Raw genomic sequence first — 19512 nt, forward strand, 5'->3', positions numbered from 1 at the left:
GCAGGCCGGACGGCCCGAACGGTCCGGCAGGGGGTGGCGGGGTCCTCGCGGCGAGGGCCCCGGGGAGCGGAACGAGGATGCGCATGACCAGCGACAGCACCGGATCCGTCGACACGGCTCCGGGCGATCAGGAGTTGCGCCGTCTCCTGGCGGGCCTGACGGCCGTGCGGGACGGCGACTTCGGGACCCGTCTGCCGGACGACGCGGACGGACTGATGGGCGACATCGCCAAGGTCTTCAACGGCATGGTGGACCAGTTGTCCGTGTTCACCTCCGAGGTCACGCGGGTCTCCCGCGAGGTGGGCACGGAGGGCGCGCTCGGCGGGCAGGCGAAGGTGCCGGGGGTCTCGGGCACCTGGGCCGATCTGACGGACTCGGTCAACGCCATGGCGGGCAACCTCACCACCCAGGTCCGTGACATCGCCCAGGTGGCCACGGCGGTCGCCAGGGGGGACCTCTCCCAGAAGATCGACGTGGACGCCCGCGGCGAGATCCTTGAGCTGAAGAACACCATCAACACGATGGTCGACCAGCTCTCCGCCTTCGCCGACGAGGTCACCCGGGTGGCCCGCGAGGTCGGCACCGACGGCCGGCTCGGCGGCCAGGCCGACGTGCAGGGCGTCCGGGGCACCTGGCGCGACCTCACCGACTCGGTGAACTTCATGGCGGGGAACCTGACCAACCAGGTCCGCAACGTCGCCCAGGTGGCCACCGCCGTGGCCAAGGGCGACCTGTCCCAGAAGATCACCGTGGACGCCCGCGGCGAGATCCTGGAACTGAAGAACACCATCAACACGATGGTCGACCAGCTCTCCGCCTTCGCCGACGAGGTCACCCGGGTGGCCCGCGAGGTCGGCACGGCCGGGAACCTGGGCGGGCAGGCCCGGGTGCGCGGGGTGTCGGGCACCTGGAAGGACCTCACCGACAACGTCAACGTGATGGCGTCGAACCTGACCGGCCAGGTGCGCTCCATCGCCCAGGTGGCCACCGCGGTGGCCCGCGGCGACCTGTCGCAGCGGATCACCGTCGACGCCGAGGGCGAGGTCGCGGCGCTGGCCGACGTGATCAACACCATGGTCGACACGCTGTCGGCGTTCGCCGACGAGGTCACCCGCGTCGCCCGCGAGGTCGGCACCGACGGGCGTCTGGGCGGCCAGGCGCACGTGCCGAACGTCGCCGGCACCTGGAAGGACCTCACCGACAACGTCAACTCGATGGCCAACAACCTCACCAACCAGGTGCGCAACATCGCCCTGGTGACGACCGCGGTGGCCCGGGGCGACCTGTCGAAGAAGATCGACGTCGACGCGCGCGGCGAGATCCTCGAACTCAAGACGACGATCAACACGATGGTCGACCAGCTCTCCGCCTTCGCCGACGAGGTCACCCGGGTGGCCCGCGAGGTCGGCACCGAGGGCCGGCTCGGCGGCCAGGCCGAGGTGGAGGGCGTCTCCGGCACCTGGAAGCGCCTCACGGAGAACGTCAACGAACTGGCCGGCAACCTGACCCGCCAGGTCCGCGCGATCGCCGAGGTCACCTCCGCCGTCGCCGAGGGCGACCTGACCCGTTCGGTCAACGTCGAGGCGTCCGGCGAGGTCGCCGAGCTCAAGGACAACATCAACGCCATGGTGGAGTCCCTGCGCGCGACCACGCGGGCCAACCAGGAGCAGGACTGGCTCAAGACCAACCTCGCCCGCATCTCCGGTCTGATGCAGGGGCACCGGGACCTGCCCGTGGTCGCCGAGCTGATCATGGACGAGCTGGTGCCGCTGGTGTCGGCCCAGTACGGCGCCTTCTACCTGGCCGAGGACGGCGACGACGGTCCCGAGCTGCGGCTCGTCGGCTCCTACGGCTACCCGGAGGACACGAACAGACCCACCCGCATCGCCTTCGGCCGGACCCTGGTCGGCCAGGCCGCGCGCAGCCGGCGCACCATCATGGTGAACGAACTGCCACCGGGCTATCTGACCATCTCCTCCGGGCTCGGCGAGGTGGTGCCGGCGGCGCTGGTGCTGCTGCCCATCGTGGTCGAGGGGCAGGTCCTCGGCGTCATCGAACTCGCCTCGGTCGCCCCGTTCAGCCAGATCAACCAGGACTTCCTGGAGATGCTGATCGAGACCATCGGCGTGAACGTCAACACCATCGTGGCCAACGCGCGTACCGACGAGCTGCTCGCCGAGTCCCAGCGCCTGACCGCCGAGCTCCAGGCCCGCTCCGCCGAACTGCAGTCGCAGCAGGAGGAGCTGCAGCACTCCAACGCCGAGCTGGAGGACAAGGCGTCCCTGCTCGCGGCGCAGAACCGGGACATCGAGGCGAAGAACCTCCAGATCGAGCAGGCCCGGCAGGAGCTGGAGGCGCGCGCCCAGCAGCTGTCGCTGGCCTCGAAGTACAAGTCGGAGTTCCTGGCCAACATGAGCCACGAGCTGCGCACCCCGCTCAACAGCCTGCTCATCCTGGCCCAGCTGCTGGCCCAGAACCCCTCGCGCAACCTCACCCCGAAGCAGGTCGAGTACGCGGGCATCATCCACTCGGCCGGCTCGGACCTGCTGCAGCTGATCAACGACATCCTGGACCTGTCGAAGGTCGAGGCGGGGAAGATGGACGTGTCCCCCGAGCGCGTGACGCTGCGCCAGCTCATCGAGTACGTCGAGGCCACCTTCCGGCCCATGACCAGCCAGAAGGGCCTGGAGTTCACGGTCACGACGGCCGCCGGGGCGCCGGCGGACCTGCTGACCGACGACTCCCGGCTGCGGCAGGTGCTGCGCAACCTGCTGTCCAACGCGGTGAAGTTCACCGAGCGGGGCGGCGTGGAGCTGGCCGTCGAACCGGCACCGGACGACGAGGTGCCCGCGGGCGTGATCCGGGGCGGGGCGGTGGTGGCCTTCCGGGTGAAGGACACGGGCATCGGCATCCCCGAGCAGAACCTGGAGTCGATCTTCGGCGCCTTCCAGCAGGCGGACGGCACGACGAGCCGCAAGTACGGCGGCACCGGGCTCGGTCTGTCCATCACCCGGGAGATCGCGCAGCTGCTGGGCGGCGCCGTCACGGTGGACAGCACGCCCGACCGGGGCAGCACCTTCACGCTGTACCTGCCGGTGGCCCGGCCCGACTTCGAGGACCTGCTCTCCCGCGGTCCGGAGCACATCCGGGCCGAAGTGTCCGCCGACGTCCTCGACCGTCCGGCGCCGGTGGCCGAGCTGACCGGCGGCCACCGGCAGCGGCCGCGGCGCCTGCTGGTCGTGGAGGAGCGTCCGCGCGGCCTGCTGACCCTCGTCGCGGAGAGCGTGGTCGCCGATCTGACGCACGGGCGGGACGACGCGGGAGACCGGCCCCCGCTCGACGTCATCACGGCCGTGGGGGCCGAGGAGGCCGCCGGCGCGCTGGCGGCCGAGCCGTGCCACTGCGTCGTACTGGAGCTGGGCATGCCCGACGACGAGGCGACCCGCTTCCTGCGCGCGCTGCGGGGCGACTCGGCGCTGGCGAACGTGCCGGTGCTCGTGCACAGCGGGCACCGCGCGGACGCCGCCGTGGAGGAGGACCTGCGCTCGCGCTCGGCCGACGGGACCCTGGAGTTCCTGGCCGGCCTCGACGAGCTGCGTGAGCGCATCGCCCTGCACCTGGCCGCGGAGGAACCCGGCGACGTGCTGCCCCTGGTGCGGCCGGAGGAGCCGCCGCGTCCGGACCCGCGGGCCGGTCAGGACCCGCCCGCCGGGCGCACCGTCCTCGTGGTCGACGACGACGCGCGCAACCTGTTCGCGCTCAGCGGGATCCTGGAGCTGCACGGTTTCCGGGTGCTGCACGCGGAGAACGGCCGCCGGGGCATCGAGACCCTCGTGGACCACCCGGACGTGGCGCTGGTCCTGATGGACGTGATGATGCCGGAGATGGACGGCTACACGGCGACGGCCGAGATCCGCCGGATGCCGCGCTACTCCGAGCTGCCGATCATCGCGGTCACGGCGAAGGCGATGCCCGGCGACCGGGAGAAGAGCCTCGCCTCGGGCGCCAGCGACTACGTCACCAAGCCCGTCGACACCCAGGACCTCATCGCGTGCGTCCGACGGTGGCTGCCCGTATGAGCGTGTCCGAGCAGTCCGGCGAGCCGGGCGGCGTCGTCCGGCGGGAGGCGTCCGGCCCGGCCGGCATGACGCCGCTGTCGCCCGTGGGCAGGCTGGCGGCCACGGTGGACCGGCTCAGCCGCGAGGTGCGGGCCGCCCAGGCGGAGGCCGAGGGGCGGGCGCTGATCGAGCTGGCCAAGGGCATCCTGGTCGCGCGGCTGGGCTGCGGTCCGGCCGAGGCCGCCCGGCAGCTCGCCGAACTGGCCGAGCAGTCCCAGGTGACGCCGCTGGAGTTCGCGGTCGAGGTCATCAACCAGTCCGCCCGGGACCGCATGTCGGAGGTGACCGACGCGTTCCTCGCGGCCACCGCGGCCGTGCGCACCGCGGATCCCGGGAACGACACGGACGACACGGACGACACGGACGACACGGACGACACGGACGACACGGACGGCGAGGGCACCGCGGCTGCGGGAGCGGCCGGGGAGGTGGCCGAGTCCGCCGCCGTACGCCTGCGGGCGGCCGAGAGCGGCGCACTGGCCGCGGACGACACCCAGGCCGTCGCCGACGCGCTGCTGGAGCAGGCGCTGCGCCCGCTCGGCGCGGTGGCGGTGGCCATCTGGGCGGCCGGGTACGACGGGTCGCTCACCCTGGTGGGCAGCGCCGGGTTCCCCCCGGCCGAGGCGGCCCGCTGGCGGTACGTGCCGCCGGACGTGGCGACGGTGGCGCGGCGGGGGCTGACCGAGCGTGCCGGGCAGTGGATCACGTCCCTGGCGGGCACGGGGCTGCCCAGCGTGGGCCGGCACCAGTACCCGGACGGCGGCAGGGTCGCCCTGCCCGCCGGTACCGGGGGACGCGTCCACGGCGTGCTGGAGATCGCCTGGCCGATGCCGCTGGCCCCGCAGCCGCCCCAGGTGGTCCGCCAGGTGGAGGCCCTGGCGGAGCTGTGCGCGCACACCCTGGAGTCGTACACGCCGCCGCGCGAGGCCGGGCAGGAGCCGCGGGTCATCCCGGACGCGGTGGAGCTGATGGACCTGGCCGACGGGCTGCACGACCCCGCCCTGGTGCTGGTGCCGCACCTGGACGCGGCGGGGCAGCTGGCGGACTTCCGCATCCAGCACGTGAACAAGCGCTTCCTGGATCCGGCCGGGCGGCCGCGGGCCGTCGTGGGCGGTGCGCTGCTCCTGGAGGCCTACCCGATGGCCGCCGGGGACAGCGAGCTGTTCCGGAACGTGGAGCGCGTGTACGCCACGGGCGAGCCGTTCCGGGCCCGGCACATGAACCTGACCGCCCTGGTGGACCAGGTGCCGCTGTCGGCGGTGGCGGACATCAGCATCAGCCGGCACGGCAACGCCGTGCTGCTCATCTGGCGCATCGAGGACGAGACGGCGCGGCTGGCCAGCCTCCTCCAGCACGCCCAGCGGATCGGCCGCATCGGCGGTTTCGAGGAGAACCTGCTGACCGGCGAGATCACCTGGAACGGGCAGTTGTTCGACCTCTACGGGCGCCCGCAGACGAGCACGCCGGTACCGCTGGAGGAGCTGGCCGCCCACGCCCACCCGGACGACGCCGTCGCCATCGGGCGGTTCCTGCGCACCCTGCTGCACCACCGGCGGCCCGCGTCGGCGGCGTTCCGGCTGCGGCGGCCCGACGGAGTGACCCGGCACGTGCGGGTGGTGGCCGAGCCGGTCCTGGACACCGACGACCGGCTGCTCCTCGTACGGGGCGCCTGCCAGGACATCTCGGCCCAGCACTGGACGGAGGTGGCGCTCGCCGCGACCCGTGACCAGCTCGCGCACACCGAGCAGCAGGCCGTCGAGCGCGCCCGGCTGACCCTGCAGTTGCAGCACGCCATCATGCCGCCCGCCCAGACCCCGCTGCGGGTGCCGGACCTCCAGGTGGCCGTCCGGTACCGGCCCGCGGAGACGGAGCAGCTGGTGGGCGGCGACTGGTACGACGCCGTGCGGCTGCCCAGCGGGCTTGTGCTGCTGTGCGTGGGGGACGTCGCCGGGCACGGGATAGAGGCGGCGACCAGCATGGTGGTGCTGCGCAACGCGCTGCGCGGTCTCGCGGTGACCGGGGCCGGTCCGGGACAGCTGCTGTCCTGGCTCAACATCGTGGCGCACCATCTGACGGGCGGGGTCACCGCCACGGCGGTGTGCGGCCTGTACGACCCCTCCCGGCGCACGCTGCGCTGGGCCAGGGCGGGCCACCTGCCGCCGGTGCTGGTGAGGGGCCCCGGGGCGGAACCGCTGCCGCTGGTGAGGGGCATGCTGCTGGGGGCGGTGGCGGAGGCCTCGTACGAGGAGGCCGAGGCGCAGCTGGCCGCCGGGGACACCCTGCTGATGTACACCGACGGTCTGATCGAACGCCGTGACCGCCCGGTGGAGGAGGCGCTGACCCAGCTGCTCAGCACCGTGCGCCCGACGCCCAACACCCTGGACCAGCAACTGGACCGGCTGCTCACCTACAGCAGGTCGGACACGGACGACGACACGTGTCTGGTGGGCATCCGCGTGGGGTGACGCACGGCACCCCCGTCCGGCCCCGGACGGGGGGTGTGGAGACGGGTTTCGGGGGTATCCGCCCGGCGCGGCGGGCCACACGACGGTCCGCCGCGCCGCCGCGTTGTTGGAGGTACACGTGCCCATAGCCCACAACCCGCTGTCCGTCGAGGTGACGCTGGAGCGGGAGGAGGTCGCGCTGCTGAAGGTGGAGGGCTACCTGGACGTCGACACGGCGACCGAGTTCCAGCACCATCTGGCCAACCAGCTCCACCACGGCCGACGGCACTTCCTGCTGGACCTGTCCGCGGTCCCGTTCATGGACTCGTCCGGCATGAACATCATCCTGCGGGTCTACCAGGAGGTGCGCGAGCTGCCGGGCAGCGTGCACATCATCTCGCCGCCCCCCGCGGTGCGGCGCGTCCTGGACCTGACCGGGGTGAGCATCACGGTGCCGGTCTCGGACAGCGTCGAGGAGGCCCTCTCCCGCATCGACGCCCAGCCGGAGGGTCCGCGGGTGCCCGACGCCTGAGCCGCCGGGTGCCCGCGTCCCCTCCGAGCCGGTAGTGCGGAAGCAGGTGCCGTGCCAGGTCGACGGGTGGTTAGAGTTGTCGACCGGCTGGGTCACGTCGCCGGCACGTCACCCCGGTGGGGTGACGTGCGGCGCTACGCGGATGAGGAGTGGGACAGGTGCCGGAGCACGCGGAGGGAACGGCGGCAGCGTCGACTGGGGAGGTCAGGGACTTCCTGCGGCGCCGCCGTGAGCAGATCGCCCAGCGGTGGGCGGACGAGCCCCTGTTCCGGGCCGTGTTCACCGTCTCGCGCGACGAGGCGGTGGAGGCGGGCAAGGCCGTCGTGGACGCGCTGGCGCAGGTGGCGGACGCGGCGCGGGTCGAGGACCCGGACGCCGCCGGGTTCACCACGGTGCGCGAGCAGCTGGCGCGGATGGGCACGGCCCGCTCGCGCTCCGGGCTGAGCACCGCGCAGGTGTCGAGCGAACTGGCCGCGCTGCGTCCGCCCGTCGAGAACCTGTTGGTGGCCGACCTGCCCGAGGACGCCCCGGCCGAGCACGTCCGGCACTGCGTCACCACGCTGAGCGTGCTGATGGGCACCCTGCGGGTCGTGGTGATGCAGACGGCGCTCAGCGAGGGGCAGGCGCTGATCGACCGCCAGCGCCTCCAGCTGCTCGAAGTGGCCACGCCGGTCATCAAGCTGTGGGACGGCATCGTGGCCGTTCCGCTGATCGGCACGCTGGACAGCGAGCGCAGCCAGGTGGTGATGGAGACCCTGCTGGAGTCCATCGTCGAGCAGCAGGCGCGTTACGCGATCCTGGACATCACCGGTGTGCCGACCGTCGACTCGCTGGTGGCCCAGCACCTGATGAAGACGGTCGCGGCGGCCCGGCTCATGGGCGCCGAGTGCATCGTCTCCGGCATCCGGCCCGCGATCGCGCAGACCATGGTCCACCTGGGTCTCGACCTGGGCACGGTGGTGACCCGGGCCAGCCTCGCCGACGCGCTCGGATACGTGCTGCACCAGCTCGGGGTGGGCATCGTGACGCCCGGCACGAACGGCGCGGTCGCGCGGTGAGCCAGGCATGGTCCGGGCCCCACGGGGCTCCGGTGACGGGGCATGTTCCGGTCCTGCGGCTCGGTGAGGTCCTGCTGGTCACCCTTCAGGGGGATCTGCACGACAGCTCGGCGCAGCAGCTCCAGGAGGATCTCGCCGAGACCATCGTGCGCAGCGGCGCCACCGGCGTGGTCATCGACGTCTCCGGGGTGGAGATCGTCGACTCCTTCCTCGGCCGGATCCTGGCCGAGATCGCCGGCCAGACCGGTCTGCTGGCCGCGCGGACCGTGCTGGTCGGCATGCGCCCGGCGGTCGCCATCACGCTGGTGGAGCTGGGCCTGACGCTGCCGGGCGTGCACACCGCGCTCAGTACCGAGGTGGCCATGGACCTCCTCAGGCAGCAGGCTCCGTCGTCCCGCTTCGGCGGCCTGCGCCAGGAGAGTCAGTGATGCACACTGCAGCGGGCTCCCAGGCCCGCCTGCCGATCCGTTCGGACATGGATCTGGTGTGGGTGCGGCAGCATGTGCGGCAGGCGGCCGCCCAGCTCGGCTTCGGCCTGGTGGACCAGACGAAGCTGGTCACGGCGGCCAGTGAGCTGGCCCGCAACACCCTCGTGTACGGGGGCGGCGGCACCATGGAGACGGAGTCGCTGGTGGAGGGGACCGCGCACGGGCTGCGGCTGACCTTCAGCGACGAGGGCCCCGGCATCCCGGACCTGGAACAGGCGCTCAGCGACGGTTTCACCTCCGGCGACGGTCTCGGCATGGGGCTGGGCGGCGCGCGGCGCCTGGTGCACGAGTTCGCGATCGAGAGCGCCCCGGGCTCCGGGACGACCGTGCGGGTGACGTCCTGGGTGGGCCGCCCGCCACGCCCGCGAGGGGAGTCCTGATGCCCCGCGTGTGGGACGTCCCGGTGCACGACTCGACCCGGGTGCGCGACGCCCGGGTGGCCGCCGAGCACGCGGCCGCCCTGGCCGGTCTCGACGAGCAGCGGACCTCGACGGCGGCGCTCGTGGCGACCGAGCTGGCCACCAACCTGCTCAAGCACGCCGGTGGCGGCCGGGTGATCGTCGACGTGGTCGCCCCGCCCGTCCTCCCGGCCGACGGGCAGGCGAGGCCACGCGTGCAGATCACCACGGTCGACCACGGGCCCGGCATCGCCGACGTGTCCGCCGCGCTGCGCGACGGCTTCACCACCACGGGGTCCCTCGGTGCGGGCCTCGGCACCTGTGCGCGCCTCGCCGACGACTTCGACCTGCACAGTGTCCCCGGCCGGGGCACGGTGGTCGTCGCCCGGGTCGGCGTACCCGGGCCCCGCGTCACCGGCACCGGTCCGGCGGGCCGCCTGCGGGCCGGCGCGGTGAACGTCCCGTTCGGCGGTGCGGACTACTCGGGTGACGCCTGGGCCTGGGTCCGGGACGGCGACCTGGTCACGCTGATGCTGGCCGACGGTCTCGGCCACGGTCCCGAGGCCGCCCGTGCCTCCGACGCCGCCGTCGAGGCGCTGCGCACCGCGGCCCACCTGCCGCCGGCCGAGGCGGTGCGGCGGCTCGACCGGGCGCTGTCCGGCACCCGCGGCGCCGCCGTCGCGGTGGCCCAGGTCGACACGCGGGCCGCGGTGCTCCGCTTCACCGGCGTCGGCAACATCGGGGCGCGGCTGTGCGAGGGCGGCACCTGGCGGCACCTGGTGTCGCGGCCCGGCATCGTCGGCACCCACCGGCCCACCACGCTGCGTCAGGACGAGGCGCCCTGGGCCGACGACCGGGTGCTGGTCCTGCACAGCGACGGCCTGCCGAGCCGCTGGTCGCCGACGTCCGACACGTGCCGCACGGCGGCCGACCCGGCGGTGACCGCCGCCGTCACGATCCGCGACGCCAGCAGCCCGGCCCGGCCCGTACGGGACGACACCGCCGTCGCCGTGCTGGCCCCGACCCCGCCGGACGGCCCATGACCCGAACCTGGCAGATCACCGACGTCGCCGACGCGGCGCGGGCGCGCATCGCCACCGCGCGCCTGGCGGCGGCCTTCGGCGTGCCGCCCGTGGAGCGTGCGCGGCTGACGGCCTCGCTCGGCGCGCAGCTGCTGCTGTGCCTGACCAAGGGCGGCACCTGGCGGCTCACCCTGGACACGGGGACGGACTCCCGCACCGCGCCGGGGGCCGGGCAGAGCGTGCTGCACGCCGTGGTGACGCCGTCGCCCGAGGCCGCTGCCGCCGGGCAGCCGCCGTGGCGGGTCACGGTGCCGTGCCCCGAGCCGGCGGCGGACGTGGACGCCGGCGCCGACGCCGGCGCGGACGATCCGGCGCTGCTGGCGGAGGCCCTGCTGGGCGCCGACGAGGACACGACGCTGGTGCTGGAACGCCTCACCGAGCAGGAGGGCCTCGTCGAGTTCCACCGGGAGGAGCTCCAGCAGACGAACCAGGGCGTGGTGGCGCTGCACGCCGAACTGGACGCCGCCGGGCGCGCCCAGCGCGAGGCGTTCGCCGCCGAGCGCAAGGCGCGTACGGAGGCGGAGAACGCCCGGCGCAGGCTGACGTTCCTGGCGGACGCCAGCGCGGTGCTGACGGCGTCGCTCGACCACCACGAGATCGTGCGCCGGCTGCCGGAGCTGCTGGTGCCCGAGTACGCGGCGAGTGTCGACATCTGGCTGTTCGACCAGGACGGCGACCGGCCGGGACCCGCCCACGCGGCCGCCGCGGTGGTCGCCGCCCGCACCGGGCGCCCGCAGTACGCCGCCGCGCAACCGGGCGGACTGCCCGGCGTGGACGACCAGCCGCCCTCGGCGCTGGCCCCGGAGCGGCCCCTGCTGTGCATCCCGCTGCCGACGCGGCAGGCACCCCTGGGGGTGGTGACCCTGTCCCCGCCCGGGGAGCGCTGGGACGCGGACGACGCCGTGATGCTGGTCGAGCTGACCCGGCGGGCCAGCATCGCGATCGACCACGCCCAGCGCTACCAGCACAACCGCGACATCGCCGAGACCCTCCAGCGGGCGCTGCTGACGGAGTTGCCGGCCCCGCCCGGGCTCTCCCTGGCCGCGCGCTATCTGCCGGCCACCCACGGGCTGAACATCGGCGGCGACTGGTACGACGCGTTCCGGCAGCCCGACGGCGGTGTCATCGCCGTGGTCGGGGACGTCACCGGGCACGGGCTGCGCGCGGCGGTGATGATGAGTCAGCTGCGCACCGCCCTGCGCGCGTACGCGGTCGACGGCGGCAGCCCCGGGCAGCTGCTGACCCGGCTGCACATCTTCCTGCACCACCTCCAACCCGACCTGTTCGCCACCGCGGTCATCGCGCGCTTCCACCCCGACGACCCGACGGTGACGTGGGCGGCCGCCGGTCATCCGCCGCCGGTGCTGCGTACCCCCGACGGGCGGGTGCGCACCCTGGACGCCAAACCCGGTGCGATGCTCGGCATCCCGCTGCGCCAGGAGATCGCGGACCACACGGTGCCCATGGCGCCCGGTTCGACGCTCGCGCTGTACACGGACGGTCTGGTGGAGCGCCGTGCCCTCGGCATAGACCCGGGCATCGCGCGGCTGACGGACGCGCTCGGGTCGTTCGGCCCGGCGGAGCTGGACACGGACCTGGAGGGCTCGGCCGACGGGATCCTGCGTCCGATGCTCAGCGACTCCGAACGGGACGACGACGTGTGCCTGCTGCTGTGCCACCTGCGCGGAACGGACTGATCCACCGCGCGGTACGGACCCCTCCCGCGGGAGAAGTTCCGCGCGGTCCGCTCCCGCCCGGTGCGCTCCGGGTCCGGGCGGGGCATGGTGGTGATCAGGACGTGTCGCCTGCCTGCCGCACCCGGCTGGCCGAAGCGGTCCGGGCGCGGTCGCATGGACGAGGTGCGAAGCGGCGATCCTCGGGCAGGCGAATGGCGTCCGCGGCAGACCGCCCCGGAGCCGCAGAAAGGGATGAACACCGTGACACGACCCAGGATCCTGGTGGTGGGCGCAGGCTTCGCCGGCGTGGAGTGCGTCCGTCGTCTGGAACGCAGGCTCTCGCCGAGCGAGGCCGAGATCACCTTGGTGACACCGTTCTCCTACCAGCTCTATCTGCCGTTGCTGCCGCACGTCGCCGCCGGGGTGCTCACCCCCCAGTCGATCGCGCTCTCGCTGCGCCGCAGCAGCAAGTACCGGACCCGGATCATCCCGGGCGGCGCCATCGGGGTGGACCTCGAGGCGAAGGTCTGCGTGGTGCGCACCATCACCGACCGGATCGTCGACGAGCCCTACGACTACATCGTGCTGGCGCCCGGCAGCATCACCCGCACCTTCGACATCCCCGGGCTCACCGACAACGCGTTCGGCATGAAGACGCTGGCGGAGGCCGCGTACATCCGCGACCACGTCATCTCCCAGCTGGACCTCGCCGACGCCAGCCAGGACCCCGTGGAGCGCGCCTCCCGGCTGCAGTTCGTGGTGGTGGGCGGCGGCTACGCCGGCACCGAGACCGCGGCGTGTCTGCAGCGGCTGACGCACGCCGCCGTCAAGCGCTACACCCGGCTGGACCCGGCCCTGATCAAGTGGCATCTGATCGACATCGCGCCGAAGCTGATGCCGGAGCTGGGCGAGAAGCTCGGCCGCGACGCGCAGGAGATCCTGACGCGGCGCGGCATCGACATCTCGCTGGGTGTCTCCATCGCCAAGGCCGCCCCGGAGGAGGTCACCTTCACGGACGGCCGGGTGGTGCCCACCCGCACGCTGATCTGGACGGCGGGCGTCGTCGCGAGCCCGCTGATGGCCACGCTCGGCGCGGAGACGGTCAAGGGCCGGCTCGCGGTCACCGCGGAGATGTGCCTGCCGGACCACGACGGGGTGTTCGCGCTCGGCGACTCCGCGGCCGTGCCCGACCTCGCCAAGGGTCAGGAGGGCGCGGTCTGCCCGCCCACCGCCCAGCACGCGATGCGGCAGGGCCGGCACGTCGCCGAGAACCTCATCGCCACCCTGCGCAACCAGCCGATGCGGCCGTACGTCCACAAGGACCTGGGTCTCGTCGTCGACCTGGGCGGCACCGACGCGGTCTCCAAGCCGCTCGGGGTCGAGCTGACGGGCCTGCCCGCGCAGGCGGTGGCCCGCGGCTACCACTGGTCGGCGCTGCGCACGGGCGTGGCCAAGGCCCGGGTGGCGGCCAACTGGGCGCTGAACGCGGTCGCCGGTGACGATTTCGTCCGCACCGGCTTCCAGGCCCGCAAGCCGGCCAAGCTGAAGGACTTCGAGTACACCGACGCGTATCTGACGCCGGAACAGGTGCGGGAGCGGGTCGCGGAGGCGGACCGGGCGAAGCCCTGATCCCCGGCCGCCCCGGCTGCCCCCGCGGCCCGTGGCGGGCCGGGGCATGACATGCTGAGAAGTGGATCTCGGCATGAACCGGCCGGGACGTGGCTGGAACCGGCTGTGAGGGCCGGTGGTGAATCGGGAGAGTGTACGGCGGCGTGAAGGCAGCGGGGCGCTCGGCGCGGACACGGCTGCGGGACCGCGTCGCCGCGTCCGACCCGGGGCTGTTGCGGCTGACGGCGGGCTTGCGGACGGTGGGCGCCATCGCGCTGACGCTGGGCGTGCTCGCCGTGTTCGGCGTGGACGTCAAGCATCTGGTGGCCGGTGCCATGGCGGCGATGGTCGCGACGTTCGCCATCCGGGAGAAGGAGCCGGGCCCGCAGGCCGTCACGCTGGCGCTGGGGCTGCCCGTAGCCCTGGCCTCGGTCTCGCTGAGCACGCTGCTCACCTCGCGGGTCGTCCTCGGGGACGCCTTCTTCGTCGTGCTGATCTTCTGCGCGGTCTTCGTCCGCCGGTTCGGCGACCGGGGAACGGCGCTCGGGCTGATCGGCTTCCAGGTCTACTTCGTGTCGCTGTTCGTCGGTGCGAGGGTCTCCGGGCTGCCGGGGCTGTGGGCCGCCATCGCCGTGGCGTTCGCGTCCAGCGCGGTGGTGCGCTTCGGGGTGGTCCCGGCGACGCCCGCGCGCATCCTGAGCCTGCTGCGGCAGGCCTTCCGCGCCCGGCTGGCCCAGCTGATCGCGACACAGCTCGATCTGCTGGACGCCGGTCCCGACGACATCGACAGGACGCTGGAGCGCCTGCGGGACGGCACCGCGCGCCTGCACGAGACCGCCCTGATGATCCAGTCCCGGCTGGACGAAGGCACGCCCGACGCGTCCACGGCACGCCTGGTGCAGCGGCGCATCGCGGACGCCGAGATCGCCGCCGAGCGCCTCGGTCTGCTGCTGCTGACCGCGCGCAGCGCCGAACGGGCGGACACCCTCACGCTGCACCTGCCGGGCGCGCCGGCCCCCACGGTGGGCCACTCCCCCGCGCCCGGCGAGGCCACGGAGACTCTGCGCCGCGATCTCACGGCGCTGCGCACCCTGGTGCTGCGGCCGCCCGCGGAGGCGCGCGGAACGGCGCTGTCCCACCTGCGCAACCGGCTGCTCGGCTACCGCGACGAGGAGAACCTGCCCGAGGCCACCGCGGCCGTCCAGGACGTGTTCCGCGCCATCGGTGAGACGGCGCGCGCGGTCATGGGCCTGAGGATCGCGCTGGACGGGCCGCAGGACGAGTCCGACGACTCACCGGCCACCGCCCGTTCCCGGGAGGAGCTGGACGCCGAGGACGCGGCCATCGACGCCGGTGAGGAGGCGGCCGAGGAGGAGGAGCAGACCGGGCTGCGGCGGCCCACCACGCGCGCCGCGGTGCAGGTGGCCGTGGGGTCCTCGCTGGCGATCGTCGGCGGCGAGTTCCTGTCCTCGCAGCGCTGGTACTGGGCGGTGCTCACCTGCTGGATCGTCTTCATCAACACCGCCTCCACCGGCGAGATCCTGGTCAAGGGCTACCGTCGGCTGCTCGGCACGGTGCTGGGGGTGGTGGCGGGCATCGTGCTGGCCGGTCTGGTGGGCAACCACACCTGGACCGCGTTCGGACTGGTGCTGGTGCTGATCTTCGCGATGTTCTACACCGCGCCGCTGTCCTACACGCTGATGTCGTTCTTCGTCACCGCGATGCTCGGACTGCTGTACACGCTGCTGCACACCTACAGCATGTCGGTGCTGGTGCTGCGCATCGAGGAGACGGCGCTCGGCGCGGCCTGCGGCATCGTGGCGGCGGCGCTGGTGCTGCCGATACGCACGGACCGGCGTACGAACGAGCTCCTCGGCACGGTGCTGGAGCGGCTCACCGATGTGACGGAGGGCGCCGTCGACCAGCTCAGCGGCGGGCCGGAGGCCGACCTGCTGGACACCGCGCGGGAGCTGGACCAGGCGCTGGGCGACCTGCGGGCCGCCACCCAGCCTCTGACCCATCCGATCACGCCGCTGCGGGCCCGGCGGGACACGGCCCAGTACGTGGTGGCGCTGCTGGAGACCTGCGCCTATCACGCGCGGTCGCTGGCGGCGACGGCCGAGCTGCTGCCCACCCATCCGTCGATCGCGGCCGACCCGCGGCTGCGCGGCGCGGTGCGGCGCACGGTGCGCAACATCGAGGCGATCGCCGCCCATGTCGCCGACGAGGACGCCGTGGCACAGGTGGAGACCGGCCCGAGCATCGCCTCGCTGCTGGAGCCGGACGCCGCCGGAGTGCCGCGGTACGGCCGCATCACGGGCCGGGTGCTGCGGCACCTGGAGCGGCTGGACGAGGCGGTGGTCGGCCTCGCCCGGCCGTTGGGTGTGACCGTCAGGGCGCCGCAGCGCTGACGGGGCCTCCGGGCTGATGGGGGTCAGAAGTCGCTGGGCAGACCGCTCGCCTCGGCGATCCCGCGCAGTTCCTCGTTCTGCTGGTGGCGTTCCTTGAGGTAGTCGGCGATCTCGCCGAGGCGCTCGGGGTCGGAGGCGGTGGCCGCGTCGGTGACGACCCGGACCGGACCGGTCTCGTCGGTGTCGATCTCGACGACCTCGTTGTCGAGACGTCCGGTGACGGCGGTGGCGATGACGAGGGCGGCCTCGTCCCTGATCTCCTGGGGCAGCGCCTCGGCGTTGTCCCCGTCCAGGGAGAAGTCGATGGTCGGCATCTGCTGCTCGTCGATCGCCTGGAGGACCGGTTCCACCACGCTGAGCAGCAGCTGGTAGTCGTCGTTCGGCATGCGAACGCGCAGAAGGTCGAGGTAGACGTCCACGGGACGTCCGTCCGGCGGAGGAATCTCGTGTTCGTTCATTTGCCCCGTGTTCCCCGTGCCGGGCCGCTCAGACCCTCCGCCAGCGGGCGAGCGCGAAGGAGAAGACGCCGAACAGCACCAGACCCGCGGCGACACAGGCCAGCAGCCAGGGGCCGAGGGAGGTGTCGGCGAAGGAGCGCAGGGTGTCGTCCAGTCCCTTCGCCCGGTCGGGTGCGTAGTCGACGGCGGCCCGTACGGCGAAGGCCCCCGCCACGGCGAACACGATGCCGCGGGCCGTTCCGCCGCCGACGCCGGTGACGTCGACCAGCAGCCGGGCCCGGGGGCTGAGCCCGCCGGGCTTCAGCTTCTTGCGGTAGGTGCGGCGCAGCGCCTGTACGGCGATCACCACCCCGGCGACGACGATCGCGGCGCCGGCGACGCCCACGAGCCACCGGCCGGCGGGCATCTCCATCACCCGGGCCGTGACGTCCCGGGACTGCCGGTCGCTGGAGCCGCTGCCGCCGGCTCCGGCCGCGAAGGCCAGGACGGAGTAGGCGACGAACGCGTAGAAGACGCAGCGGGCGGCGGCGGGCAGGCGCTTCTTCGCCGTGTGCCCGTCCTTGCCGGTGACTCCGAAGACCGCCTCGGACAGCCTCCACAGGGCCATTCCGACGAGTCCGGCACCGAGCGCCCACAGCAGCACCGCGCCGAAGGGCCGGTCCGACAGCTCGGCCAGGGCGCCGCCCCGGTCCGCCTGCCGGTCTCCGCTGCCGAAGGCGATCCGCAGGGCCAGGATGCCGACCAGCAGGTAGATGACGCCGCGAGCGGTGAGCCCCGCCCGGGCGGCCCCCTCGGCCGCCGATCCGTTCGCGGCCCGCCGGGCGTGGCCTCGGCCGGTACGTGCCAGGACGCGTGCGTTCATGTGGACCTCCCCTCCCGGACTTCCGCATGCCCCGGCATCGGCCGCGTACACCGGAGTGCCGGTGGACGGACGACCGCCCGTACACCGACTGATGGTGTACGGGCGGTCGTCCGTCGTTCCCCTGGCCGTTCCTCGCGTCAGTCCGCCACTCCCGCGTGCGCGGCACCGGGTACGGGCTCCGGTGCCGGTGCCGGTGCCGGTGCCGGTGCCGGTGCCGACGCGTCCGCGAGCCGGCGCCGGGCGGTCTCCAGGGCCTGCCGCACATCACGGGTACCGGTGGACACGCACAGCGTGTACTCCAGGTCCCGGGTCCGCGGGCCCGGCCTGCCCGTCGCGTCGGCGGGCTCGTTCACCGCGGTGGCCTCGTACTCCGCCAGGAGTCTGCGCAGCACCGCGGGGTGTGGCATCAGCATCCGTCCGTCCCTCCCTGTGTTCCCTGCGTTCCCGGTGTTGCCGGTCCCGTCGTCCGGCTCGTCGTCCCGTCGGTTCATCAGGTCCGCGCCGGGTGGCCGGAGCGATTGTGCTGTCCCAGCGCCTCGTCGCGGACACGGGCGCAGCTGCGGCTGATGAGCCGCGAGACGTGCATCTGCGAGATGCCCAGGCAGTCGGCGATCCGGCTCTGCGTCATGTCCTCGAAGAAGCGCATGTAGAGAATGGCGCGCTCCCGCTCGGGCAGCTTGCGCAGTCCCTCCTTGGCGGACTCGCGGTCGATCACGGTCTCGTACGAGGTGTCGGCCGCGCCGAGGGTGTCCGCGAGGCTGTAGCCGTCGTCGCCGGCCGACAGCTCGGCGTCCAGCGACAGGGTGCTGAAGCTCTCCAGCGCCTCCATGCCGGCGCCGACCTCGTCCTCGGTCAGCCCGGTGTGGGCGGCCAGGGCGGCCACCGAGGGTTCGGGGCTGCCCGGGCTCTGGGCGAGTTCCCGGCGGGCGACGCGCACCTTGTTGCGCAGTTCCTGGACCCGGCGGGGCACCCGCAGGGCCCACATCCGGTCGCGGAAGTGGCGCTTGACCTCACCGGTGATGGTGGGCACGGCGTAACTCTCGAAGGCCCCGCGCTCCGGGTCGAAGCGGTCGATGGCCTTGACCAGGCCGAGCGCCGCGACCTGGCGGAGGTCCTCGATGGACTCCCCGCGGTCCCGGAACCGCCCGGCGATCCGGTGGGCCATGGGCAGCCAGGCCGTGACGAGTTCGTCGCGGACGGCGTCACGCTCGGGTCCGTCCGCCAGCCCCGCGAGGCGGCCGAAGAGGGCCATGGTGTCGGGGGCGTCGTCGTGCCGGCGGCGGGCGGAAGCGTTCGTGGGGTCGGCGGGCTGGGTGGACTGGGGGGTATCGGGACGGATGGTGGGCGTTTCTATGAGCATGCGGATCCGCTCCTGAACGGTGGTCTCAGGGGACTTCCGCGGGAACGGTGCTGTCCGGGGCGCCCGGGCACACCCGGGGCACCGAAGCAGCCGTACCGCTCCCGCTGCTGCGCCTCCGGTCCGAAGCACGAATCTGCGACTGCCCCTGCCCCGGTGGAACAAACTCCGCTTTTCGAAAAGTCATCAGGACAGCGGAACGACCACGGTGATGCACTTGCCTCCGGAGGGAAGATCTGCCACCCGCACCTCGCGGGCCAGCCGGCAGACGATCGGCCAGCCCCGGCCGCCGAGGCGTCGGCGGCCCCGGTCGTCCGTGGCGGGCACCGCCACCGGCAGGTCGTGGCTGCGGTCGCACACCGACAGGCGCACGCCCGGTCGCACGCCGGGCCCCACGACGTCGACCCGGAAGTCGGTGACGCCGCCGCCGTGCAGGATGGCGTTGGTGGTCAGCTCCGAGGCGACGAGCACGGCGTCCGACAGGGCGCCCGCGTCGCACGACGCGCCGCCGTGGGTGCCGGGGCAGTCGGTGACGGCCCGTTCGACCGCCCTGCGCGCGTCGGCCGGCCTGCAGGGCCGGTTCCGGCGGCGGGTGCCCCCGCCGCGCTGTTCGACAGCGGGTTGAGTCGTGTCCCTGTCACGCATCCGTCAGCTCCCTGGTCGGTGGGACGGTCCGGTCGGGCCGTGTGCGCGCCGCGGCCTCGTCTTTGTCGGCTGACCTCTGCCGGTACGGGCAAACCTCCGGCCCTCCGTGCGGCCCGGGAGCCATCCGGGCGCCCAGCGGGGGTACGCGGAGTGCATGACGGATGTTGTGGACTCGGACGAACTGCTGCGCCGGATGCACCGCGCGAGGACCTGCGCGCTGGAGGAGGGGCGGAGCTGGCGGGCGCGCAGCGAGGAGCTGCGGTCGACCGACCCGGAGGCCTCGCGGGAGGCGGCCGTGCGGACGGTGGCGTACGAGGCCGTCCTGCGGGTGCTCGACGAGGTGCTGACCCCGGGGCGGAACGCCCGGTGAGGGGC

Annotated in this window: 16 protein-coding genes; 11 read left to right on the forward strand and 5 right to left on the reverse strand. The window is 73.4% G+C overall.

What is annotated here, in order from left to right; translation table 11 throughout:
• Nucleotides 1-83 precede the first annotated feature (83 nt).
• The 10 genes from ACZ56V_RS15775 (at nt 84) to ACZ56V_RS15820 (ending at nt 15815) form a co-directional block, all read left to right on the forward strand.
• Entirely contained in the window at nt 84-4079 is a 3996-nt protein-coding gene (locus tag ACZ56V_RS15775; protein WP_467384103.1) for a HAMP domain-containing protein, read from the forward strand.
• Nucleotides 4076-6583: a SpoIIE family protein phosphatase gene (locus ACZ56V_RS15780; RefSeq protein WP_468942706.1), complete on the forward strand. Its 2508-nt coding sequence runs from the start codon at nt 4076-4078 to the stop codon at nt 6581-6583. Before ACZ56V_RS15775 ends, ACZ56V_RS15780 begins: the two co-directional genes overlap by 4 nt.
• Nucleotides 6584-6701: 118 nt before the next feature.
• Nucleotides 6702-7094: an STAS domain-containing protein gene (locus ACZ56V_RS15785; RefSeq protein ID WP_398910159.1), complete on the forward strand. Its 393-nt coding sequence runs from the start codon at nt 6702-6704 to the stop codon at nt 7092-7094.
• Between the two features lie 158 nt (nt 7095-7252).
• Nucleotides 7253-8152 (forward strand): STAS domain-containing protein, encoded by a 900-nt coding sequence (locus ACZ56V_RS15790; protein ID WP_468942709.1) that lies wholly within the window; start codon nt 7253-7255, stop codon nt 8150-8152.
• On the forward strand, nt 8149-8580 hold the full coding sequence (locus ACZ56V_RS15795; protein WP_467384100.1) for an STAS domain-containing protein: 432 nt from the start codon (nt 8149-8151) through the stop codon (nt 8578-8580). The genes ACZ56V_RS15790 and ACZ56V_RS15795 overlap by 4 nt, the downstream gene beginning before the upstream one ends.
• Nucleotides 8580-9020 carry an anti-sigma regulatory factor gene (locus ACZ56V_RS15800; protein WP_468942712.1) on the forward strand — a complete coding sequence of 147 codons (441 nt, stop codon included), beginning with the start codon at nt 8580-8582 and terminating at the stop codon, nt 9018-9020. Before ACZ56V_RS15795 ends, ACZ56V_RS15800 begins: the two co-directional genes overlap by 1 nt.
• The gene (locus tag ACZ56V_RS15805; protein ID WP_467384096.1) at nt 9020-10081 is read left to right on the forward strand and encodes an ATP-binding SpoIIE family protein phosphatase; all 1062 of its coding nucleotides are present in this window, start codon (nt 9020-9022) and stop codon (nt 10079-10081) included. Before ACZ56V_RS15800 ends, ACZ56V_RS15805 begins: the two co-directional genes overlap by 1 nt.
• Entirely contained in the window at nt 10078-11817 is a 1740-nt protein-coding gene (locus ACZ56V_RS15810; RefSeq protein WP_468942716.1) for a PP2C family protein-serine/threonine phosphatase, read from the forward strand. Before ACZ56V_RS15805 ends, ACZ56V_RS15810 begins: the two co-directional genes overlap by 4 nt.
• A 231-nt stretch (nt 11818-12048) precedes the next feature.
• Nucleotides 12049-13425 (forward strand): NAD(P)/FAD-dependent oxidoreductase, encoded by a 1377-nt coding sequence (locus tag ACZ56V_RS15815; protein ID WP_398910166.1) that lies wholly within the window; start codon nt 12049-12051, stop codon nt 13423-13425.
• Nucleotides 13426-13568: 143 nt separating this feature from the next.
• Nucleotides 13569-15815, forward strand: coding sequence for an FUSC family protein (locus ACZ56V_RS15820; RefSeq protein WP_398910167.1), 2247 nt, complete (start codon nt 13569-13571; stop codon nt 15813-15815).
• A gap of 23 nt (nt 15816-15838) precedes the next feature.
• Here the strand turns inward: ACZ56V_RS15820 and ACZ56V_RS15825 are convergent, their stop codons facing one another.
• The 5 genes from ACZ56V_RS15825 to ACZ56V_RS15845 form a co-directional block, all read right to left on the reverse strand.
• A complete protein-coding gene (locus ACZ56V_RS15825) occupies nt 15839-16273 on the reverse strand; it encodes a hypothetical protein (RefSeq protein WP_042825638.1) in 435 nt (144 codons plus the stop codon).
• Nucleotides 16274-16301: 28 nt separating this feature from the next.
• Nucleotides 16302-17135 (reverse strand): DUF1206 domain-containing protein, encoded by an 834-nt coding sequence (locus ACZ56V_RS15830; RefSeq protein WP_398910169.1) that lies wholly within the window; start codon nt 17133-17135, stop codon nt 16302-16304.
• A gap of 137 nt (nt 17136-17272) precedes the next feature.
• On the reverse strand, nt 17273-17548 hold the full coding sequence (locus ACZ56V_RS15835; protein ID WP_468942721.1) for a DUF5133 domain-containing protein: 276 nt from the start codon (nt 17546-17548) through the stop codon (nt 17273-17275).
• Nucleotides 17549-17625: 77 nt separating this feature from the next.
• Nucleotides 17626-18495, reverse strand: coding sequence for a SigB/SigF/SigG family RNA polymerase sigma factor (locus ACZ56V_RS15840; protein ID WP_468942724.1), 870 nt, complete (start codon nt 18493-18495; stop codon nt 17626-17628).
• Nucleotides 18496-18678: 183 nt separating this feature from the next.
• Nucleotides 18679-19137, reverse strand: a complete 459-nt coding sequence (locus tag ACZ56V_RS15845; RefSeq protein WP_356367050.1) for an ATP-binding protein — start codon at nt 19135-19137, stop codon at nt 18679-18681.
• A 154-nt stretch (nt 19138-19291) separates the two neighbouring features.
• Between ACZ56V_RS15845 and ACZ56V_RS15850 the strand changes: the two genes are divergently transcribed.
• Nucleotides 19292-19507 carry a hypothetical protein gene (locus ACZ56V_RS15850; RefSeq protein ID WP_356367048.1) on the forward strand — a complete coding sequence of 72 codons (216 nt, stop codon included), beginning with the start codon at nt 19292-19294 and terminating at the stop codon, nt 19505-19507.
• Nucleotides 19508-19512: the final 5 nt, after the last annotated feature.

The organism is Streptomyces sp. NPDC034099 (assembly GCF_055575415.1).

Bases quoted from the DNA above. Each gene is read 5' to 3' on its own strand.
- ACZ56V_RS15810 (WP_468942716.1), top strand. From the start codon at position 10,078: ATGACCCGAACCTGGCAGATCACCGACGTCGCCGACGCGGCGCGGGCG.
- ACZ56V_RS15850 (WP_356367048.1), top strand. From the start codon at position 19,292: ATGACGGATGTTGTGGACTCGGACGAACTGCTGCGCCGGATGCACCGC.
- ACZ56V_RS15775 (WP_467384103.1), top strand. From the start codon at position 84: ATGACCAGCGACAGCACCGGATCCGTCGACACGGCTCCGGGCGATCAG.
- ACZ56V_RS15840 (WP_468942724.1), bottom strand. From the start codon at position 18,495: ATGCTCATAGAAACGCCCACCATCCGTCCCGATACCCCCCAGTCCACC.
- ACZ56V_RS15825 (WP_042825638.1), bottom strand. From the start codon at position 16,273: ATGAACGAACACGAGATTCCTCCGCCGGACGGACGTCCCGTGGACGTC.
- ACZ56V_RS15815 (WP_398910166.1), top strand. From the start codon at position 12,049: ATGAACACCGTGACACGACCCAGGATCCTGGTGGTGGGCGCAGGCTTC.
- ACZ56V_RS15780 (WP_468942706.1), top strand. From the start codon at position 4,076: ATGAGCGTGTCCGAGCAGTCCGGCGAGCCGGGCGGCGTCGTCCGGCGG.
- ACZ56V_RS15800 (WP_468942712.1), top strand. From the start codon at position 8,580: ATGCACACTGCAGCGGGCTCCCAGGCCCGCCTGCCGATCCGTTCGGAC.
- ACZ56V_RS15805 (WP_467384096.1), top strand. From the start codon at position 9,020: ATGCCCCGCGTGTGGGACGTCCCGGTGCACGACTCGACCCGGGTGCGC.
- ACZ56V_RS15835 (WP_468942721.1), bottom strand. From the start codon at position 17,548: ATGCTGATGCCACACCCCGCGGTGCTGCGCAGACTCCTGGCGGAGTAC.
- ACZ56V_RS15845 (WP_356367050.1), bottom strand. From the start codon at position 19,137: ATGCGTGACAGGGACACGACTCAACCCGCTGTCGAACAGCGCGGCGGG.
- ACZ56V_RS15830 (WP_398910169.1), bottom strand. From the start codon at position 17,135: ATGAACGCACGCGTCCTGGCACGTACCGGCCGAGGCCACGCCCGGCGG.